Below are 19,481 nucleotides of genomic sequence, written 5' to 3' on the forward strand. Positions count from 1 at the left end.
TTTTACGCCAGCACCACCTGGCCGTCAGACAGACTGCTCAGCCCCTGACCGACCAGCGTGACCGTATTGCCGCCAAAGTTAAACACCAGATTGTCGTTCACTTCAGAAACAAAATCGCGGAAGTTACCGCCCGCGCTGCTGCCATCGGTCCCGATAAACACCAGCTTGTCCTGCGCCTGATAGCCGTAAATCTGGTCCTGACCAAAGTCGCCACTGAACAGGAAGGTGTTGCTGCCGCCCTGACTGTGCATAACGTCGTTACCGGCACCGCCGACAAAGACATCATTACCTTTGCCACCGAACAGTTGGTCATTGCCCTCCAGACCGAACAGCCAGGAACCGGAAGCCTTGGCGGTCAGGGTGTCATCGGCAGCACTGCCGTTGGCCGAACTGGCATAGGCGGTCAACCCTTTGTCGGATCGCAATCCGCTGTCGGTCACCTGGTGCTCAACGTCTTTGGTAAAAATCAGCAGTGCTGATTCTTTGCTTTTCAGCGTATTAATCGAACTTGCCAGAGTGATGCCGCCTTTGGCATCGCGCAGGTAGAGCATATTACCGTCGTAGGCGACCTCGCTATTTTTCAATGCATGCTGCAGATCCAGGGTGTTATTGCCTTCGCCGCCGGAAATAATATTAAAACCGCCGCTGTCACGGAAAGTGTCATTGCCGGCACGGCCTTCAAGATAATCATTACCGGCACCGCCCTTGATTAAATCATTGCCGTCGCTACCTACAATAAAGGTTGGGCCGCTGTGGTGCTCGGCGTTGCGATTGAGATCCTCAACCCAGGTATTGCCGCGAGTCACATCGGAGAGGTTGGAGACAATCACCGTCGAGTCTTTACTGGTCAGCGAGTAAAACTCTGAATTTAATACTCGCATCAAGCCGTCCTGATAAAAGAACGGCAGGTGGGATAGCCAGGTCGGAATATTCAGGATCGAGAAGGGCAGAATATTCCAGGCATCAGAGGCGTAATGGTCGTTGAAATTAACGATATTATTGGTGGCGGACTCCTGCGGCGCATCATGCACCGCTAAGGAGGCCAACGTCAGGTTTGCGCCGTCCAGTGCGCGGAATACCGGGTCGTTTTCATAGCCGATATTAATCACCTTGCCGCCGGTCTCGTATTGCGTGGGGGATGCGAATGCCACATAGCTGGATTGCGCATAGAAACCACCCCAGTTGTCGTCGCTGAGTGCCGCCATGCTGTTCACCGCCAGCCCACCGAGACTGTGTCCGCTGATGGTCACGTCATCGCCGCTCAGCCCGTTTGACTGGGCGAATTTAGCGACGTCGCCCAGCAGGGTACCAAAGGCCTTCAGGCTGTAGTTATCGGAATAACCGGCAGGGCCAAATCCTGCCAACAAGTCATTGATCAGATCGCCGATGGTATCGGTAATCAGGGATTCCCGCGGCCCGCTGGTACCACGAAAAGCAATGCCAATGCCGGTGAGGTTGCCTTCGCTGTCATATTTCCCCAGTACTTCAGCCTGGGCGGTGGTATAGCCCAGAGTTTCGCCATAATAGGTACCACGGGCATCGGTTTTACCCTGGTAGCCTAATTGGTCAGCGCCAATTAATGACCAACCGGCGTTATTGACCGCTTCCAGCGCCGCATTTTCCGAGTCGGGGTTCCAGGGAATACCGGGTAATCCGCCCTGTGATTGCGTGCTGCCAATCAGCGCTGTCACCAACGTCAGGGGTAAGCCCAGACCGAATCCGGTATTGTGGTAGCCCTCATCAAATCCATTGTCGATATTGTGATAGGCGTAAGTAGAAATTGCCAAGGCGTCACTAAACAATACTTTGGACTTCGCATCATCGAGATCTTGATAATTAAAGATTCCCATATCAGTTCCTTATGAATTCGCTGCATTGCCGGGTTGATCTTTGAATAGCTGTTGCAGCTTGTGTCGGTAGGTAAGGTATACCGAACGGCAGCTGGTCAGAGGACCGACATCGGTAGAATTATTATTAGTATGAATTATTCAGAATGCGAATTTGATCGGCAAAATTGTGTGCGTTTTGAGCGGTGGCTTACAGCTTCCCCTATACTTGAATGCTCACAGTGAGTTCAGGGAGATTAATTAATGAAACATTATTGGTATGCGGCCTTCGGCCTGATGGCCTGCGGAGCCGCTCAGGCGGCAACGGTGGATGTTGACATGAATCTGGTGACCGGACAGGGAATAGGTCAGGAAATTGGCAAAGTGACAATCAGTGAAACGCCTTACGGCCTGCTGTTTACGCCACAGCTCAAAGCGTTACCGGCCGGGGTGCACGGTTTTCACGTTCATGAGAACGGCAGTTGCGAGCCGGGAATGAAAGAGGGCAAGGCGGTTGCGGCATTGGCGGCGGGCGGCCATTTTGATCCGCAAAAAACCGGTAAACACCTTGGCCCCTATGCCGATGGCCATTTGGGAGACCTGCCGGCAATTTACGTAACGGATGACGGCATGGCCAGCGATCCGGTGTTGGCACCGCGGCTGAAAAAAATCAGCGAAATAACCGGTAAGGCGCTGATGGTGCATGCCGGCGGTGATAACCATTCCGACCAGCCTAAACCTCTGGGCGGCGGAGGGGAGCGTTTCGCCTGCGGTGTCATTAAATGATAAAGCCGGTTAGCGTGAGGCGGGGACCGCTGCTGTACTGTCAGGCGGGGTGATCGCCTGCTGTAACTGTTGCAACGAACAGTAAAGTCGCCAAATTAAGCCGGCAAGATCGCGCGCCGCCTGTTCCGGGTGGTGCGCCAGTGCACGACTCATGCGTTGCAGTTCCTGCAAGCTGGCGTCCAGTGAACTGTGCTGTACGCCTTTCTCCGTCATAATGCCCCGCAAGCAGTGAATACAAACATCCCGCACCGCCGAGAGCGGATCGGAGCGGGTCTGCCAGTCGCGCAATTGCCAAACGATATGGCTGCAGTTGAGCAGCACCACGCCCCAGCGCAATAACCAACTGCGTGCCTCTTGATCCTTGCTTTGATTCAATTGGCTGATACGGTGATAAATCAGCGATTCGAACCGACTCTCGCTCTGCTGCGGCTTTTTGCTCAGTTGATCGATAAAGTCGCGTCGCAGGGCGCGGATAATGCGCCGGCTTTTGCGTTTGTCCGAACTGGGCCGCAAGATTTGGAACGCCATACCGGCCAACAGGACGCCGACAATTTTGCCAAGGCTATCATTGATAAACGACTGATAATCGTAACTCGGTGGATTGGTGACGGACAGAAACGAGCCCATAAACACGATCAGTTGCCCCCAAAGCGCGGCATAGGGGGGATTCTGCAGCTTGAGCATCTGCATGGTCACCAGCACCGGGAACAGGAAGGCGCAGAACAGCCACAAATCATCTATCTGGATCATCAGGCCAAACTTCACCATAAAACAGACGATCGAAAGCAGCGTCACCGCCTTCAGCAAAGTCGTGATGCTGTTGATCGGCGAAGGCGTGGAGGAATAGAGCACGCAACTGATGGCGACCAGCGTCAAAGCGGAGCTCCCGGCTTCCCATTGGGTGTTAATCCAGTAAGCACAGCCGAGGACAATGCACAAAAAGGTGCGTAACCCGTTATAGGCGGCTTCGTAGCTATCTGTGTGACGTGCCAGAGAGGTCACATGCGGCGGTTGGATATCGCTGACCGGGGTAGCGTTTTCCAGCCGCAGCAGCCAGCGACTGCAATTCAGATACAGCCAGCAGAAATGCCGTAGCCGCAACCAGAAGGCGCGGTGGCGGTAGTCGGCAGGATCTTGCGGGGCGATTTGCTGCAGAATACGGGCCAGCCGATATTTATCGGTATCAGGACTGCGCAGCTCGTTCAGCAGTTGATCTAGCACGCTCGCCAGATTGGCCGGGCGATCCGGCCAGTTTAACAGCATGCGGCGCAGGCTGGAGATCACGCTGGTAATGCGCAACTGCTGATGCAGCATATAATTGAGCAGGTTATTTTGCCTACGCAGCCGATAGTGGCTCCAGAAGGCCTGAATACGCAGCAGGTTCATGGTCAGGATCTGGCCGATGACCCCTTCGTGCGACGTACGCATCTGCACGGTAATTTCCGGTTGCCACAGCATGGCGGCATGCTCCAGCAACCGCAGGTGCATGCGCCGCAGTGAGGTCAGCAGGGCTTCACCGTCCGAGGTGCTGGGCAGGATCATCATCATCAGACCACCGCACAGAATACCGGTGATCACTTCGCAAACGCGCGCCTGGGCGATATCAAAGATTTGCTGGGTGTCGGTCACGTTGACCGTGCTGAAGGCGATGATGGCGGCGGTATAGCCCGCCAGCGCAAAGGCGTAGGAGACATTGTTCTGATAATGATTGGAAATGTAGGTGCACAGGCCAATCCAGGCGGCAATAAACAGGGTGAACAACCAGGGATCGTTCAGGCAATGGCCGGCAATCGCCACCGAGGCGGCGGCTCCGACCAGACTACCGAAAACACGCCCGATGCTTTTACTGATCACGCCGCCGACGGTAGGAAAACTGACCACCGCCGCCGAGGTTAGCGCCCAGTAGGGTTCGTCAAGATTGAGAACAAAAGCCACCCACAGTGACAGGCACATCGCCAGCGAATTGCGCAGTGCATAGCGCCATTGCCCGCCGGTGGCTTTCCCCCAGGGCGTGCGGTTCCATTCCAAAAAAGGCAGATTCACTGGTTAGCCTTACTGATGAATGGAGATGGTGCAGGTGGTGCCAGCCACCAAGGGCAAATCGGCGGGCACGTTCAGCAGTTTTATCCGCACCGGTACGCGTTGCGCCAGACGTACCCAGGGCACGTTGGGCTTTACGTCCATTAATAAATCACTGCTGCTGTCGACGCTTTGATCGTAAATGGCTCGGCCAATGCTCTCCACTTCACCCTGGAGCGGGATGTTGCCATTATATAAAACGATATCCGCCTGATTGCCTTCTTTTATATGTTTTAGCTTGGTTTCCTCAAAATAACCGAGTACATAAAAAGAGTGCACGTCAACCAGTGCGACCAGTGGGGTTCCGGCACTGGCATAGTTTCCAACCCGTGCCTGTAAATTGGTGATATAGCCGTCGGTAGGGGCGAAAATTTTAGTTTTACTTAAATTCCATTTGGCCTGTTCCAGATTAGCTTGCGCGGCTTTATACGAAGCTTTCATTGCCTGGGCCGCTAAATTTGACTCGTCCATGTCTTCGGCAGAAATAACATTTTTCGGCAGGCCGCGACGGCGTGCCGCCTCATGGTCGGCCTTGGCCATATCTGACTGCGCTTTTGCCAGCGCGGCCTCAGCATTGTCGAGTGCAATCTGGTATGGAACCGGGTCGATCGTAAAAATCAGACTTCCCGCAGGTATGAACTGATTGTCATGAACGGTTATTTTCTCTAATCTTCCAGATACTTCTGGCGTGATATTGACGAGTTCTGCGCGCACCTTTCCGTCACGGGTCCACGGGGATTGCATATAATAATTCCATAGCCACCAACCGGCACAGATGGCAATGGCGCAGACGATTACCGTAGAAAAATATTTTAAAGTTTTATGCGTCATCAGTTACCAACTCGCTAAAAGCCACAGGGAGCCGCTGACGGCAATGACGAAAATAGACAAATCCATCAGCATGGGATGCCAAATTTCGCCGGAATAAATCCAGTCTCGCAGCAGGTGGTGTACCAGTAACCATAAAACCAGGCCAAGCAACACAGCCTTAAATATGGGTGGAAAATAAAGCGAGGCGCCCAGCACCAAATCGGGTAGCGGGGACGAGGCATGAAGCCATGAAGTATTCACATTAACAATCCCGATGAGTGAATATGTTGAGTCTTTGCATAGAGAATAAACAATAACAGATCAAAATGGTGGCTATTTCCACAATATACATTATATACATTTGTGTTTTTAATGCTTGTTACTCAAAATAGTCTAAGCTCTGGGAGGGTATGTTAGCATGCTAATTATAAGGAGGGGTAAGTGGAGTCAACATTAGGTTCAGATTTAGCACGATTAGTTCGTGTATGGCGCGCGCTCATTGATCATCGGCTCAAGCCGTTGGCGCTCACGCAAACACACTGGGTAACCTTGCACAGTATCAATCGTTTGCCGCCGGAGCAGTCGCAGATCCAACTGGCCAAGGCGATCGGCATTGAGCAACCGTCATTGGTTCGTACGCTGGACCAACTGGAAGAGAAGGGGTTGATTACTCGCCACACCTGCGCCAATGACCGGCGTGCGAAGCGTATCAAACTGACCGAAGCGGCCGACCCGATTATCCGGGAAGTGGACAGCGTCATCAGTTCTACGCGAGGTGAAATTTTGAGCGGAATTACCACCGATGAAGTGCATTTGCTGGTGGGTTTGATTGGCAAGTTGGAACAAAACATCACTGAACTGCAAAATAAACAATAATAATTTCTTCTTTTTTCGATTTGATTTCACAGCATCGGAAATGAAACCGGAGGCCTAAAGCCTCCGGTTTTACCTGCTAGATTCAGCTTACAGCGGGGATACGGTAATGGTATCGCCAGTGCGAGCCATACGAACGCGTTGCCCTGGGCTGAACTTGGTGTCGCCTGCCTTCTGAACCACCACGATGTTCTCTTTCTGGTCGGTCTTGATTTCCAGCTCATAGCCTGTAGTACGACCGGCTGCTTCACCGATACTGTTACCGGCAACGCCACCCGCTACCGCACCGGCTGCCGTTGCCAGGCTACGGCCTGTGCCGCCGCCAACGGTGTTACCGAGGAAACCACCCAGCACGGCACCGCCGATGGCGCCAATGGTGTTCGATGTTTCACTACCCTGGATCTTGACCGGGCGCACAGAAACCAGCGTGCCATAAGTCACGGTTTGCACCTGTTTGGCCTGCGAAGCGGAATAAACGTCGCCGGACATGGAATCATTGGCACACCCTGCCAGCGTAACTGCGGCGATGGCAACGACGAGAAGACGCTTGATCATATAAAACTCCTGTTGGTAGTAGTCCATAACCTGGGGAACCTTTCCAGGCCAGATTCATAAAAATGATAGACAAAGTATGGCCTAAACGCACGCACATCACCATGACCCGCTACTGCACGCAGCTTAACTTTGCTCTGTTCAACCAATATTAAACGGTGGTTTAGCTTTATAACAGCGTCGAAAGAAAATACGTTGCGGGTTGAACCACTGTTTAACCGTAGTTATCAATATGTGGCTCTGGCAGGAAACAGGCACATTGCTCACAGAGGTGAAAAAATACAACATAATTCATGGCGTTAATGTGGCAATTCTGGTTTATTTGTCAGGTCAAAATTTTGCTTCCCCGTAAAGGGTAAAGGATGTCGCTATGAAGTCAGGCCGCTATATAGGTGTTATGTCTGGCACCAGTCTGGATGGCGTCGACGTGGTGCTCGCTGCGATCGATGGACGTATGGTTGCGCAACAGGCCAGTTACAGCCATCCGATGCCGATCCAACTGAAGCAGGATATTCTCGGGATGTGTCAGGGCCAGCAGACCACGCTTTCTGCGGTGGGACGGCTGGATGCACAGCTTGGCACGCTGTTTGGCGAGGCCGTACTGGGCTTGCTGAAGCAAACCGGTGTGGCGGCGCACGACATCACTGCCATCGGTTGTCATGGGCAGACGGTCTGGCACGAACCGGAGGGGGATGCGCGTTTCTCTATGCAGCTGGGTGACAATAATCGCATTGCCGCGTTGACCAATATCACCACCGTTGGTGATTTTCGCCGACGTGACATGGCCTACGGCGGCCAGGGGGCTCCGTTAGTGCCTGCCTTTCATCAGGCGCTGCTGGCGCATCCGGTAGAGCGTCGTATGGTGCTGAATATCGGCGGCATCGCCAATCTGTCGATGTTATTGCCGGGGGCTGCGGTGCGCGGCTTCGATACCGGGCCGGGCAATATGTTGATGGATGCCTGGATATGGCGTCATCACTCACAGCCTTACGATAAGGACGGCGCTTGGGCGATGGAAGGGCGGGTTTGCTTACCGCTGTTGCAACAGATGTTGGCCGATCCTTACTTCGCGCTGCCGGCACCGAAAAGCACCGGGCGAGAATATTTCAATGCAGCCTGGCTGGAGCGTCAGTTAGCGGGTTTGGCGGCGATAAGCCCGGTTGATGTGCAAACCACGCTGACAGAACTGACGGCAATCACCATTTGCGAACAGGTCCAGTTGGCGGGCGGCTGCGAACGTGTGCTGGTCTGTGGCGGTGGGGCGCGTAATAGCTTGTTGATGGCACGGATGTCTGCGCTATTGCCGGGTACCGAAGTGTGCCTGACAGATGATTTCGGCATCAGCGGTGATGATATGGAGGCTTTGGCCTTTGCCTGGCTGGCGTTTCGCACCTTGTCCGGGCAGCCCGGTAACCTGCCTTCGGTCACCGGCGCCAGCCGTGAGACCCTGCTGGGTGGGATTTATCCGGTTTTGCCTTTAGGGGGCCGCTAGCTCTGTTAGGATAGAAATCGATGGATTTCCCTAAGGAGCAACAGCATGAAAAAAATCATCATTGCCGCTGGCGTACTGGCACTGGCTGGCTGCAGCTACGTTCTGCCGCAAAACAGCCAGACCTTGCATTACCAGTGCGGCACCACGCCGTTAACGGTGTCACTGGACGGTAACGAGAGCACCGTCAGCATGTTGATGGACGGTGAGCAACTGAAGCTGAAACAGGTGCTGGCCATGTCCGGTGCAAAATACAGCGACGGTAAATATACCTTTTGGTCGAAGGGCCAAAACGCCTATCTTGAGCGCAATGGCAAAGTGATCATGAGCGATTGTACGTTGACGAATTGATCAGGCCGGTGCGGCGTCAGAGCGATTGAGATCCTGACGCCGCTGGCGCAGAATAGAATCACGATTTTTCAGTTGGTTGATAACCGAATGATTGAAAATAATGAATTTGATGTTGCGGACCTGCGCCGCGAATACACCCGTGGCGGCCTGCGCCGTAACGACCTGTCCGCCAATCCGCTGGAACTGTTCGAACATTGGCTGAAACAGGCCTGTGACGCCCGCCTGGCCGATCCGACCGCCATGTGTGTGGCGACGGTGGACGAAAACGGCCAGCCCTACCAGCGTATTGTGTTGCTCAAGCATTTTGATGATAAAGGGCTGGTGTTCTACACCAACCTGGGGAGTCGCAAAGCTCAGCAACTGGCGAATAACCCGCACATCAGCCTGCTGTTCCCGTGGCACATGCTCGACCGTCAGGTGATTTTCCTCGGTAAAGCGGAGCGCTTGTCCACGTTCGAAGTGATGAAATACTTCGCCAGCCGACCGAAAGACAGCCAGATCGGTGCCTGGGTGTCGCAGCAGTCATCGCGTATTTCAGCGCGTGGCGTGCTGGAGAGCAAATTCCTCGAACTGAAGCAAAAATTCCAACAGGGCGAAGTGCCACTGCCGAGTTTCTGGGGTGGATTCCGGGTTAATTTCGATTCCGTCGAGTTCTGGCAGGGCGGTGCCAACCGTCTGCATGACCGTTTCCTGTATCAGCGGGACGGGAATGACTGGAAAATTGACCGACTGGCACCCTGAACAGCGAAAATCCCCCTTAAGCGCTGGTACTGATGCCGCTGGCGCTTTATTCTATATCCCCTTCATACTTGAAGCTGCATCTGTGTTGGCGGCGTCCGCGCACCCCAGTCACTTAGTTGACTAAGCTCCTGGGGATTTACGGTCTGGCCGCCTTGATGCAACCCCAATTATTTTGGGTATAGTCGTTATTCTGAATTTAATATTTCGCCAGTGGGCGAAAGGTCGTGTACCGACAAAGGTGCATTCGTTTATACATGGAGTCATTGATGGCAAGCAGCAACTTGATTAAACAACTGCAAGAGCGGGGCCTCGTTGCCCAGGTTACGGATGAAGAAGCGTTAGCAGAGCGACTGGCGCAAGGGCCAATTGCACTGTATTGCGGTTTCGATCCGACCGCTGACAGCTTGCATTTGGGCCATCTGGTTCCTCTGTTGTGCCTGAAGCGCTTCCAGCTCGCCGGGCACAAGCCGGTAGCCTTGGTTGGCGGTGCCACCGGTCTGATTGGTGACCCGAGCTTCAAAGCGGCTGAGCGCAAGTTGAACACCACCGAGACGGTGAATGAGTGGGTGGATAAAATCCGCAAACAGGTTTCTCCGTTCCTCGATTTCGACTGCGGCAGTAACAGCGCAATTGCCGCCAACAACTACGATTGGTTCGGCGGTATGAACGTACTGACCTTCCTGCGTGATATTGGCAAGCATTTCTCCGTCAACCAGATGATCAACAAGGAAGCGGTGAAGCAGCGTCTGAACCGTGACGACTCGGGCATTTCTTTCACCGAGTTCTCCTACAACCTGTTGCAGGGCTATGACTTCTCCGAACTGTACAACCGTCATCAGGTTGAACTGCAGATCGGCGGTTCCGACCAGTGGGGCAATATCACCTCCGGTATCGATCTGACTCGCCGCATGCACCAGCAACAGGTATTTGGCCTGACCGTACCGTTGATCACCAAGGCTGACGGGACCAAATTCGGTAAGACCGAAGGCGGCGCAGTCTGGCTGGCACCAGAAAAAACCAGTCCGTACAAGTTTTACCAGTTCTGGATCAACACGGCCGATGCCGACGTATACCGTTTCCTGAAGTTCTTCACCTTTATGGATCTGGCCGAGATCAACGCGCTGGAAGAAGAAGACAAGAACAGCGGTAAAGCGCCACGCGCCCAGTATGTTCTGGCAGAAGAAGTGACCGGTATGGTACACGGGGCGGAAGGTTTGGCCGCGGCCAAGCGTATCACCCAGAGCCTGTTCTCTGGCGCGCTGCACGAGATGACCGAAGCAGACTTCGCCCAGTTGGCGCAGGACGGCATGCCGACCATCAAGCTCGATGGCGACGCCGATCTGCAACAGGCGCTGGTAAATGCCGAACTGGTGCCTTCCCGTGGCCAGGCGCGCACCATGATCGGTTCCAATGCGGTGACCATCAACGGTGAGAAGCAGTCCAACGCCGAATACAGCTTCAGCGATACCGATCGCCTGTTCGGTCGCTACACGCTGCTGCGCCGCGGCAAAAAGCATTACTGCCTGGTCGATTGGAAGTAAACTCGTCTGTCTGAATGAAAAAGCCCGAGGAGTAATCCCCGGGCTTTTTCATTTTCAGCGGGCTGAGGCCGGTTAGCTGAAGGTTAGGCGAAAATTTCTGAATCGCTTGTATGGCTGGCAACGCCGTTTATTGTTGGCGATTGGTAGTGCAGGCTAAGCGCAGTTTGATAAATATCCAACTCAGCTTTTTGGTTACCCAAGGCAAAAACAATGTCTTGTTCATCGAACGATTGATTGTGATTTTTATCAATAATGACATACAAAGTATGGTCTAATTTTATCGCACCGACCTCAGCGAGTTGACCTTGGCTAGCCCCGTTAGACACGGTTTCCAAAACCTTTGAAAATAGGGTGTTTGCCGTATTTATCTCTGACATATCAATACTACCGAACAGGGTGTTTAAGTCTGCTGGCTTAGTTACGCTACCGTAGACTTGCATGCTTTTGTCGCCTGTTGCAGAAAATACCCACTGCTGGTCATTGTCACCTGCTCGTATTTTCGTCGTATTTGTTAGCGTCAATAAGGAAACCAGGCTATCAACACGGCTATCGGTAAAACTTAGATCTACGGCCGCTTCGAGCGTGCTATTTCCCTGTACCTTGGCCTGATTAATGTGAATAGATGCGCTGCTGAACCCTCCGGGATTCTGTACGTTTCCGACACAAAGTTGATCCCCTGCGAGTTGCGCCTCTATTTCAGAGAATGCAGATGTATCTGTCAGACTCAGTAATGTGTCATAAAAGCTACCGCCACCGGTGCCGCCTTTCTCTGCGGTTAAATTCAGGATTGTGTCCGATGAACGATGATCAACATAAGGAATTGCATTGATGGTTTTTAGTGAGTCACTGAAATCGTGCGAAATAGTCAGGTTGAGCGTATTGAATGTCATGCCATCCAGCTCAATTCTTTGTATATGATTATCCGATCCTGAAAGAATGAGGCTTTTTTCCGTACGATTCCCTTCGGCTATAATAACCAGAGCGCCGGTATAATTCCCTTTGGCCGAAATATCGACAGTGCCTGCATTTAATGTCTTTAACTCAGGTGCAGACAAGCGAATACCAAACCCTTGAAGGTCTGTTCCGGTAGAGTTATTCTGAGCATAGTTCAAATAAATCTTACTGGCTGATGTAACATCGCCATTAAATGCCAAGCTGTAGGGGCTGTAGTCATATGGCATTGGTGCGATGTTTATTACGTGGATTTCACCAGAGTACTCTGAGATAGTAAGACCGAAGTTGCCAGTATAGTTTCCATCAGTGACTGATGCCTGTGTTAGCGTATTCACATTGGCAAACTGTGGATTATAAATGCTTGCTGTTTTATTGGATACGCCAATATCTAAAATTTTTGTCCCTTCGGTTGCAACCAATGTCCCATCAAGATAAATGCTACCGGTTCCTCTAAAGTGTGTTAAGTCTATATATTGGAAACCGAAAAATTGGTCATAGCTACTTTTTATTTCCGCATTAATCGAGCTATCTTGCTGGGTAGTCAGGAGAATATCCTTGGTGATGAAATTTGCAGAAATGGATGTGGTCGTTCTGTCATACCCATTTGTTTTAGCGGTAAACAGGGCGCTTACTTGATTCGCATCGTTATTTTGGCCATTACCGTCCCAATAAAGGCCTTGTTTATTCGAGTTGCTGTTTCCTGGAGAAAACAATAATTGTGTATTTGCTTTGGCGATGTCAGCGTCCGGTTTAACAATGACATCAATATTTCCATTTCCAAGGTTAACGGTTGAACTAGCATGTTGGAGACCTTCATTACTGAGTAATAAAGTAATGTCTTTTCCGTATTTAGTTAAGGAATCTAAAACAATATTGCTGGTGGAGAACTCTCCAGTGAGTGTAACTGAGGTTATTTTACTGAATGAAAGATCAACGCTTTTCTCAGCACTGGCATTCAGAGTGATCTCTGTTATTTTTGATAGTTCTGCATTGGTTAGTTGATGCATTTCGCCGGTGTTTAAAGATCCTGACGGGTTGCCGCCATTCGCTGAAATATCTAAAGATGCTGGGCCAGTGGCATAATTTAATGAGGAGTTAATCTCGCGCTCAAAATTTATGACCAGGTTTTTATCAAGGGGAGTGCTGTGATTATCCAACGGATAATCACCTGCCCGGAAGGCTTCAATGATAAGGTTAGTTGCCTGATATTTATTGTTGCCAGCTTTTAAAAGGATAGCCTGAGACTCTATTTGTGTCAGTTTTTCACCATAAAGATACTGATATACTACATTATAGTTATCTGCCAGGCTAAATTGAGTAGAGTTAGCCAGTACTTTCAATAAATCCAATTCCGTGTTACCACTGGCTAAATACTTACTGTATGTATCCAGCGCAGATGCCGGGACAGTGCTTTTGGCAATGGCCAGGTAGAAGGAGGCCACAACTTCTTGGTATTTCAAATCGGGCATTTCACCAGAAAGGTAGACCTTGGTCGCTTGATTAAAATTCACACTGGCTTGAGAGTTGCTATCGTCATTGCGTATATCATTAATCATTCTGACAACAACATCCCCACGAGTTTCTGTACTGTCATTTAACCCAGTAATATAGTTTGATATATCCTGCGAAGATGGCTCTTTATCAAAGGTATTTTTGAATATGGTCTTTATAAAATCCTCGTTGTTTAAATTATCTAACGAGGGGCGGGTGCTGATGAAGTTTTGAGCAATTTTATCAAGTTTATCGGGGTTATTAATCAAGTCGTTAGCCCAAAAGTTAATTCCGCTTGATACCATTGCGCCGCCAATTACATAATAAATTGCTTGAATATCAGATGCATAAGAGCCATATTCAATGGTTTTGTCGAACGCAGGGTAAAGGGTTGTGATAATGGCCTTTTCCAGGTGAATTTGCTGCTGCAGCAAATTCTGATCTGTACCATTGTAATTTTCTGTTTTATTTATAATGCTTACGGTGATAGAGCCCAGTGTTTTTCCATTTTCAGCGTCTAAAACTAGCGCTGATAATGTAGTGCTATCAGGTTCCGTTCCGGTGATGTTTTTAAAAATATAACTGATTTTCTCGCTATTGTTCAGGCCATCGTAACGATTATGCCCATCATGTGAGTTAATTAATGCGTTGGCGAGCGTGGTGGGGTTGGTTTTATTGCTGTCTAATTGCCTTCCAAAATAATCAAGTGTGGCAATATCGGCTTTTTTGCCTAATGTAGCCAGGTAAATGGCGGAAAAAATATGTTGTTCTTGTAGTAAGCTCATGAAACCCTCTCATCAAAAAAATTATTTTAAAACTATGATTTTCTATGTTTTCATCACTTAAATGGTGTATTACAGCACTTCGCTTATCATATGGTTTTCCGCCGTCAATTGTATAGGAGGGGATTTATAATGAAGACTAACTGCAGTCTGGTAGGGATCTTTGTTACCCAAGGAGAACACAATGTCATTATCATCAAATGACTGATTATGGTTTTTATCTATGATTACATAAAGCGCTTTATCGAGTTTCAACATGCCGACTTCAGAAAGTTGACCTTGGCTTTTTCCTTCAGTTACACTTTCCAGTATTGCACTAAACATGTTTTGCGCAGAGCCAGATTGGCTGGAGTCTAAGGAGTGAAATAGTGTATTCAGGGCACTGCTACCGACAACACTGCCATACACAGCCATTTCTTTATAGCCGCCGGTGCCAAATATCCATTGGTGGTTTTCCGCGCCAACGAGTATTTTGTCTCGATTACCCGGAGCTAAGGTGGTAACCAGGTTGTCGATGCTACTGTCGGCAAAGCGATAAATATCTGCGGCATCATTCCTAGTGTCATCGATAATAGTTGTATTTCCCATCACCTGAAGGTTATCCCCTGAATTTCCGCCAGAAACGAGCAGTTGCTCACCTGATAATTCATCAATGACAGCCTGAAAAGGAGAGTTGTTATTGAGAGACACTAATGTCTGATAAAATGAACTACCACCGGAACCTCCCTTCTCCATATGCAAATTAATAATATGGTCTTGATAGCGGTCGGCAGTAGGTTCTATACCGACATAGTTTAGCGAGTTACTAAAGTCTTCAGAAATAGTCAAATTTAAAGTGTGGGAATGTATGGTGGCTCCATTTATGTTAATATCTGTAATGTTATTATCACCACCGGCCAACCTCAAGGTACCATTCTCACCTCGTGACTCAATGTTAATTGATCTATGATTAACCGTCCCCTGATAATGGGTTGTCAGGCTGAGAGTACCAGCATTGATGTGGTCAGTTTCATTTTCGCCCAGACGCACCGTCAGAGCGATGTCCGATATGGTGCTCTGGGTTGATGGGGCCATTTCGATATGTAATGTGCTGGCTGTACCGGCATCCTCTCGGTAGCGAAGAATATTACTGTCACCATTGCCATATCCATAGCCTTTATGAAAATTAATGACATGTACATTATTTACTGCTCCAGACACAGTTAGCCCGTCCCAACCATTCACCGTACCGGACTGCGTCGCAAGACCGAAATCAAAGACTTTACTGTCTTGGGTTCCTGTCAATAAACCGTCGCGATAAATATTTGTTTTTCCGATATAGTTAGTCAGGTCAAAGGCGGAGAAGTAATTATAACTCCCACTATTTCCGCGTATTTCTGTGGTGGTATCACCATTTTGTTCTGTAATGGTGTAGATTTTTTTAGTAAAAAAGTTAGCTGAAATCAAGTAGTCGCTGTAAATAGAGTATGAGTGATTTGTCTGCGCGGTCAACTTATCGCTGACCATATTTCCTGCGGTGGCTGTCGCATTTCCATTCCAAAATAACAGGCTGTTTCCACTTGATCCGAAAACAAGGTTAAATGTGACATCAGTAATGTCGGCTCCATCTTTTATAAACACCTTCTTGTCAACTATGAAGCTTGTTAAGTCAACTTCTCCTCCAGCGTTTACAATATTTTTTTCATCAAGAATAAGTGTTGGTGAGAGCCATGCTGCAGAAATTGAACTCAATAGTGTTTTATTACTGGCATAATCTCCGATTAGAGTGATTTTATTTATTCCATTTAATTCTGAGAGGTCAAGGGATTTCTGTAAGTCAGCGTTGGCATTTATCGTTATTTCTTTAAGGGATGTTATTTCTGCAGGTGATAACACATGTAATTTATCTGAGTTAATTGTTCCTGTAAGAACGCCACCATTACTGTCTAGCGTCAATATAGCCTTTTCTTTATAACCCAACGCTTCTCCAATACTTGCATTGAATTTCTTCACTAATGAATCGCTCGGAATTTGACCATTATCTAATGGATACTTCCCGCTACGTAGAGAGTCAATGATAAGCAGCGTCGCTTTCAATGGGTCATTCCCACTTTTTAGCAGAATGGCCTTATATACTTGCTCGGAAGTGGAGCCGCCAGCGTTATACAACTCGTTATATATCTGTTTGAAATTACTGGCCTCACTAAATTGAGGTGATTTGGCTAGCATCTTCAACAAGGCTAATTCAGAGTTGCCGCTAGCCAAAAACTTACTATAGGTATCAATAGCTGATGCTGATGCGTCACTTTTCGCGATGCCCAAGTATAACGCGGCGACAGTTTCTTTGTATTGGGCCGTTGGAAGTTGGCCGGCAGCGTAGACATGAGTTGCGCCAAGGAAGGTTTCCTTAGCGTGGGGGTGTGTCGTATCATTTCGAATATCTTCGATCATTCTTGCGACGACTTCGCCGCGACTCTCTGTGTGAGAGCCAAGACCAGCAAGATACTTGGCCAATTCAGCATCGTTAGGGGGCGTTTTGAACGTCAGGTTGAATATTTTTTTAACGAAATCTGCATCACTTAACCCGGCCGTTTTAGGTCTGGTTTCTATGAAGTGCTGGGCGATTTGGCTTAGTGTGCTTTGGCCACTGTATAATGCCTGAGCCCAAAAATTGATGCCCTCAGCGACCATGCTCCCACCAATTACATAATAGATCGCTTGGATATCGGCCGCGGAGGCGTAAACTTCGGGTCCTTGGTTGAAAGCAGGGTAAAGTGTTGCGTTGATGGTATTTTCCAACTGTGTTGCACCCTCTATAAGCTCTGTATTACTCCCGTTATAATCTCGAAATTCGCGCACAAGATTCTGAACCATATAACCTATTGAGTGGCCTTGATTTAGCTCATTTGACCAATGGGCTACCACGTTTCCGGGGGCAGGGGCGCCGGTTATATTTTGGTAAACATAGCTGACCTTTTCCTCATTATTGAGATGTTGATAGCGTGATTGACCATCCAATGCGGCAACGAACGTATTGACCAAGAGAGTTTGATCAACTTTGCCGCCAGATAAAACATCGGCATAAAAAGTCAGTGTGGCGGAGTCTGCTTTTTTCCCCAGACAGGCATAATAAAGAGCGGCAACGTCTTTTTGATATTTAATTTTACTCATGTTACCTCCAGATTTAAGTTGTGATATGCAAGCTATAGATGGCTGAGCGCAAAAAATTCCATTACGATAAAGTGATATAAAATCACCTATTATGACTACTGGTATAGTTGATTTAGTTGATTATTATCGTGCTATGTATTTCATTTATTGATATGTTAATAAGTAAAAGCCAAGCTAATTTATTCAAAGTTGAAATTAAACGTAGCTGCAATGGAGAATTAGTTCAAGTGGATGAAATAGCAAGTATTCTCTAGCTGACTGATAACAATGTATTCTGGGTTTTTGAGAGTCGAATTTTTAGGAAAAGTACCATGGATGTTGCTAAAGTTTGTATGAGCGATTGCAACCGTAACTTTTATTGTTAATAACCTAACTTGTTATTTTTAAAGTTTTTATTGTACTTTATTATTTAAATTCTAACGTTTGGAGTATGATGTGTTCAGTGAACGACTGCACATCTGTGGCGTTTGTTTCGTTTAATTTTCCATGGTCAGGTTTTGGTAAGGTTGCAACCTAATTAAAATGAAAAACATTCTTTCTATTCAATCCCATGTGGTATTTGGCCATGCAGGCAACAGCGCGGCAGAGTTTCCGATGCGCCGCATGGGTGTTAACGTTTGGTCGCTGAATACCGTGCAGTTTTCCAATCATACCCAGTACGGCAAGTGGACCGGTTGCGTGATGCTGGCCAGCCACCTGACGGAGATTGCTCAGGGTATTGCGAATATTGACCAACTGAAGCATTGCGATGCGGTGTTGAGTGGTTATATCGGTTCGCCGGAGCAGGGCAGCCATATCCTGGAGATTGTGCGTCAGGTCAAGCTGGCCAATCCGAACGCCTGGTACTTCTGCGATCCGGTGATGGGTCACCCGGAAAAGGGCTGTATCGTGGCGCCGGGTGTGGCAGAGTTTCACTGTCAGCAGGCGTTGCCGTGCAGTGACATGATTGCCCCCAACCTGCTGGAACTGGAGTTGCTGAGCCAGCGCACCGTGACCAACGTGGAGCAGGCGGTTAGCGCTGCACGCGAGCTGATTGCCAAAGGGCCGAAAGTGGTGCTGGTCAAGCATCTTAGCCGCGCCGGTTACCATCTTGACTGTTTCGAGATGCTGTTGGTTACGGCAGACCAAGCCTGGCACATCAGCCGTCCGCTGGTAGATTTCGGCGAGCGTCAACCGGTCGGTGTCGGTGATCTGACCAGCGGTCTGTTGTTGGTTAATTTGCTGAAGGGCGAGGCGTTAGACAAAGCGCTGGAGCACGTGACGGCGGCGGTGTATGAGGTGATGCTGACGACTCAGGCTATGGGTGAGTATGAATTGCAGGTGGTCGCGGCTCAGGATCGTATTGTGCAGCCGGGCTGTGAGTTTAAGGCGGTAAAACTGTAACTTTGCTGGCAAAGTGCCCCGGCGGCGGATTGTCTCGCCGGGGCGCAGATCTTATTTCAAACCTTCCGCGTTCAAGGTTGCATCTACGGCTGGCCGTGCGGCCACGCGATCAAAATAGGCCGAAAGCTGCGCGCGCTTTTTGATATCAAACTGCAGGGCAATTGCCCAACGCATCACGGTGAACAAATAGGCGTCTGCCACGCTGAACCGGTTTCCCAACAAGAAATGCTGCTTCGCCAGCACCGAGTCCAGATAGTCGAACTGTTTATCCAGCTTTTCCCGCGCGATGGTTTTGTATTCTTCCGGCGTTTTTGGGTTAAACAGCGGGCTGAATCCCTTGTGCAACTCAGTGGCGATATAATTCAGCCATTCAATCGCATGGTAACGCGACAAGGTCCCCGCAGCGGGGATCAGGCCACGGTCCGGCACGCGGTCCGCCAGGTATTGCACAATCGCCACGCCTTCGGTCAACAGGCTGCCATCATCCAGCAGCAGCGCCGGTACTTGTCCTTTAGGGTTGATGGCCAGGTAGTCCGCGCCGCTTTCGGTCTTTTTCAGCGCCAGATCAACCTTTTCCGCTGTGAAATCCAGGCCCGCTTCGCGCAGAACAATATGGGGAGACAGAGAACAGGCACCGGCTTTATAGAACAGTTTCATCGAAAGCTCCTTGATA

General features: G+C 49.5%; 15 protein-coding genes. 7 read left to right on the top strand and 8 right to left on the bottom strand.

Translation table 11 applies throughout. The annotated features are described in order from the left end of the window. Positions 1-2: 2 nt before the first annotated feature. A complete protein-coding gene (locus QOT07_RS11280) occupies positions 3-1,850 on the bottom strand; it encodes a polyurethane esterase (protein ID WP_283603128.1) in 1,848 nt (615 codons plus the stop codon). Positions 1,851-2,090: 240 nt separating this feature from the next. On the opposite strand from QOT07_RS11280, the gene sodC reads away from it, so the two are divergent. Continuing rightward, positions 2,091-2,612: a superoxide dismutase family protein gene (sodC, locus tag QOT07_RS11285; RefSeq protein WP_153860629.1), complete on the top strand. Its 522-nt coding sequence runs from the start codon at positions 2,091-2,093 to the stop codon at positions 2,610-2,612. 9 nt (positions 2,613-2,621) lie between these two features. On the opposite strand, the gene QOT07_RS11290 is transcribed toward sodC, so the two are convergent. From QOT07_RS11290 to QOT07_RS11300, 3 genes are read right to left on the bottom strand one after another with little or no spacing between them, the layout of a single operon-like run. Beyond that, positions 2,622-4,655: an FUSC family protein gene (locus tag QOT07_RS11290; protein ID WP_099061824.1), complete on the bottom strand. Its 2,034-nt coding sequence runs from the start codon at positions 4,653-4,655 to the stop codon at positions 2,622-2,624. Positions 4,656-4,664: 9 nt separating this feature from the next. Continuing rightward, positions 4,665-5,522: an efflux RND transporter periplasmic adaptor subunit gene (locus QOT07_RS11295; RefSeq protein WP_099061825.1), complete on the bottom strand. Its 858-nt coding sequence runs from the start codon at positions 5,520-5,522 to the stop codon at positions 4,665-4,667. Between the two features lie 3 nt (positions 5,523-5,525). Then, positions 5,526-5,762 (bottom strand): DUF1656 domain-containing protein, encoded by a 237-nt coding sequence (locus QOT07_RS11300; protein WP_170925021.1) that lies wholly within the window; start codon positions 5,760-5,762, stop codon positions 5,526-5,528. Positions 5,763-5,942: 180 nt separating this feature from the next. On the opposite strand from QOT07_RS11300, the gene slyA reads away from it, so the two are divergent. Then, the gene (gene slyA, locus QOT07_RS11305; RefSeq protein ID WP_099061826.1) at positions 5,943-6,377 is read left to right on the top strand and encodes a transcriptional regulator SlyA; all 435 of its coding nucleotides are present in this window, start codon (positions 5,943-5,945) and stop codon (positions 6,375-6,377) included. Positions 6,378-6,464: 87 nt separating this feature from the next. Here slyA and QOT07_RS11310 read toward each other — a convergent pair whose 3' ends face one another. Next, positions 6,465-6,929, bottom strand: coding sequence for an outer membrane lipoprotein (locus QOT07_RS11310; protein ID WP_099062075.1), 465 nt, complete (start codon positions 6,927-6,929; stop codon positions 6,465-6,467). A 367-nt stretch (positions 6,930-7,296) separates the two neighbouring features. Here QOT07_RS11310 and anmK point away from each other — a divergent pair, with 367 nt between their 5' ends. The 4 genes from anmK to tyrS all read left to right on the top strand — a co-directional run bounded on the left by anmK (position 7,297) and on the right by tyrS (position 11,048). After that, positions 7,297-8,418, top strand: a complete 1,122-nt coding sequence (anmK, locus tag QOT07_RS11315) for an anhydro-N-acetylmuramic acid kinase (protein ID WP_112347510.1) — start codon at positions 7,297-7,299, stop codon at positions 8,416-8,418. A 45-nt stretch (positions 8,419-8,463) separates the two neighbouring features. Then, entirely contained in the window at positions 8,464-8,766 is a 303-nt protein-coding gene (locus tag QOT07_RS11320; protein WP_099061828.1) for an MliC family protein, read from the top strand. An 87-nt stretch (positions 8,767-8,853) separates the two neighbouring features. Further along, positions 8,854-9,507: a pyridoxamine 5'-phosphate oxidase gene (pdxH, locus tag QOT07_RS11325; RefSeq protein WP_099061829.1), complete on the top strand. Its 654-nt coding sequence runs from the start codon at positions 8,854-8,856 to the stop codon at positions 9,505-9,507. A 266-nt stretch (positions 9,508-9,773) separates the two neighbouring features. Beyond that, positions 9,774-11,048 (top strand): tyrosine--tRNA ligase, encoded by a 1,275-nt coding sequence (tyrS, locus tag QOT07_RS11330; protein ID WP_085116600.1) that lies wholly within the window; start codon positions 9,774-9,776, stop codon positions 11,046-11,048. An 83-nt stretch (positions 11,049-11,131) separates the two neighbouring features. On the opposite strand, the gene QOT07_RS11335 is transcribed toward tyrS, so the two are convergent. Together QOT07_RS11335 and QOT07_RS11340 are read right to left on the bottom strand one after the other, a co-directional pair. Further along, the gene (locus tag QOT07_RS11335) at positions 11,132-14,278 is read right to left on the bottom strand and encodes a DUF4214 domain-containing protein (protein ID WP_283603131.1); all 3,147 of its coding nucleotides are present in this window, start codon (positions 14,276-14,278) and stop codon (positions 11,132-11,134) included. A gap of 69 nt (positions 14,279-14,347) precedes the next feature. Continuing rightward, positions 14,348-17,425: an autotransporter outer membrane beta-barrel domain-containing protein gene (locus QOT07_RS11340; RefSeq protein ID WP_283603132.1), complete on the bottom strand. Its 3,078-nt coding sequence runs from the start codon at positions 17,423-17,425 to the stop codon at positions 14,348-14,350. A 522-nt stretch (positions 17,426-17,947) separates the two neighbouring features. Here QOT07_RS11340 and pdxY point away from each other — a divergent pair. Continuing rightward, positions 17,948-18,808, top strand: coding sequence for a pyridoxal kinase PdxY (gene pdxY / locus QOT07_RS11345; protein ID WP_283603133.1), 861 nt, complete (start codon positions 17,948-17,950; stop codon positions 18,806-18,808). A 51-nt stretch (positions 18,809-18,859) separates the two neighbouring features. On the opposite strand, the gene gstA is transcribed toward pdxY, so the two are convergent. Then, positions 18,860-19,465, bottom strand: a complete 606-nt coding sequence (gene gstA / locus QOT07_RS11350) for a glutathione transferase GstA (protein ID WP_283603134.1) — start codon at positions 19,463-19,465, stop codon at positions 18,860-18,862. Positions 19,466-19,481 lie beyond the last annotated feature (16 nt).

The organism is Serratia proteamaculans (assembly GCF_949794035.1).
In the GTDB taxonomy this organism is placed as follows: Bacteria; Pseudomonadota; Gammaproteobacteria; order Enterobacterales; family Enterobacteriaceae; genus Serratia; species Serratia proteamaculans.

Excerpts from the sequence above, each read along its gene's own strand:
- QOT07_RS11310 (WP_099062075.1), bottom strand. The coding sequence starts at position 6,929 with ATGATCAAGCGTCTTCTCGTCGTTGCCATCGCCGCAGTTACGCTGGCA.
- QOT07_RS11320 (WP_099061828.1), top strand. The coding sequence starts at position 8,464 with ATGAAAAAAATCATCATTGCCGCTGGCGTACTGGCACTGGCTGGCTGC.
- gstA (WP_283603134.1), bottom strand. The coding sequence starts at position 19,465 with ATGAAACTGTTCTATAAAGCCGGTGCCTGTTCTCTGTCTCCCCATATT.
- QOT07_RS11280 (WP_283603128.1), bottom strand. The coding sequence starts at position 1,850 with ATGGGAATCTTTAATTATCAAGATCTCGATGATGCGAAGTCCAAAGTA.
- tyrS (WP_085116600.1), top strand. The coding sequence starts at position 9,774 with ATGGCAAGCAGCAACTTGATTAAACAACTGCAAGAGCGGGGCCTCGTT.
- QOT07_RS11295 (WP_099061825.1), bottom strand. The coding sequence starts at position 5,522 with ATGACGCATAAAACTTTAAAATATTTTTCTACGGTAATCGTCTGCGCC.
- sodC (WP_153860629.1), top strand. The coding sequence starts at position 2,091 with ATGAAACATTATTGGTATGCGGCCTTCGGCCTGATGGCCTGCGGAGCC.
- pdxH (WP_099061829.1), top strand. The coding sequence starts at position 8,854 with ATGATTGAAAATAATGAATTTGATGTTGCGGACCTGCGCCGCGAATAC.
- QOT07_RS11335 (WP_283603131.1), bottom strand. The coding sequence starts at position 14,278 with ATGAGCTTACTACAAGAACAACATATTTTTTCCGCCATTTACCTGGCT.
- QOT07_RS11340 (WP_283603132.1), bottom strand. The coding sequence starts at position 17,425 with ATGAGTAAAATTAAATATCAAAAAGACGTTGCCGCTCTTTATTATGCC.
- pdxY (WP_283603133.1), top strand. The coding sequence starts at position 17,948 with ATGAAAAACATTCTTTCTATTCAATCCCATGTGGTATTTGGCCATGCA.
- anmK (WP_112347510.1), top strand. The coding sequence starts at position 7,297 with ATGAAGTCAGGCCGCTATATAGGTGTTATGTCTGGCACCAGTCTGGAT.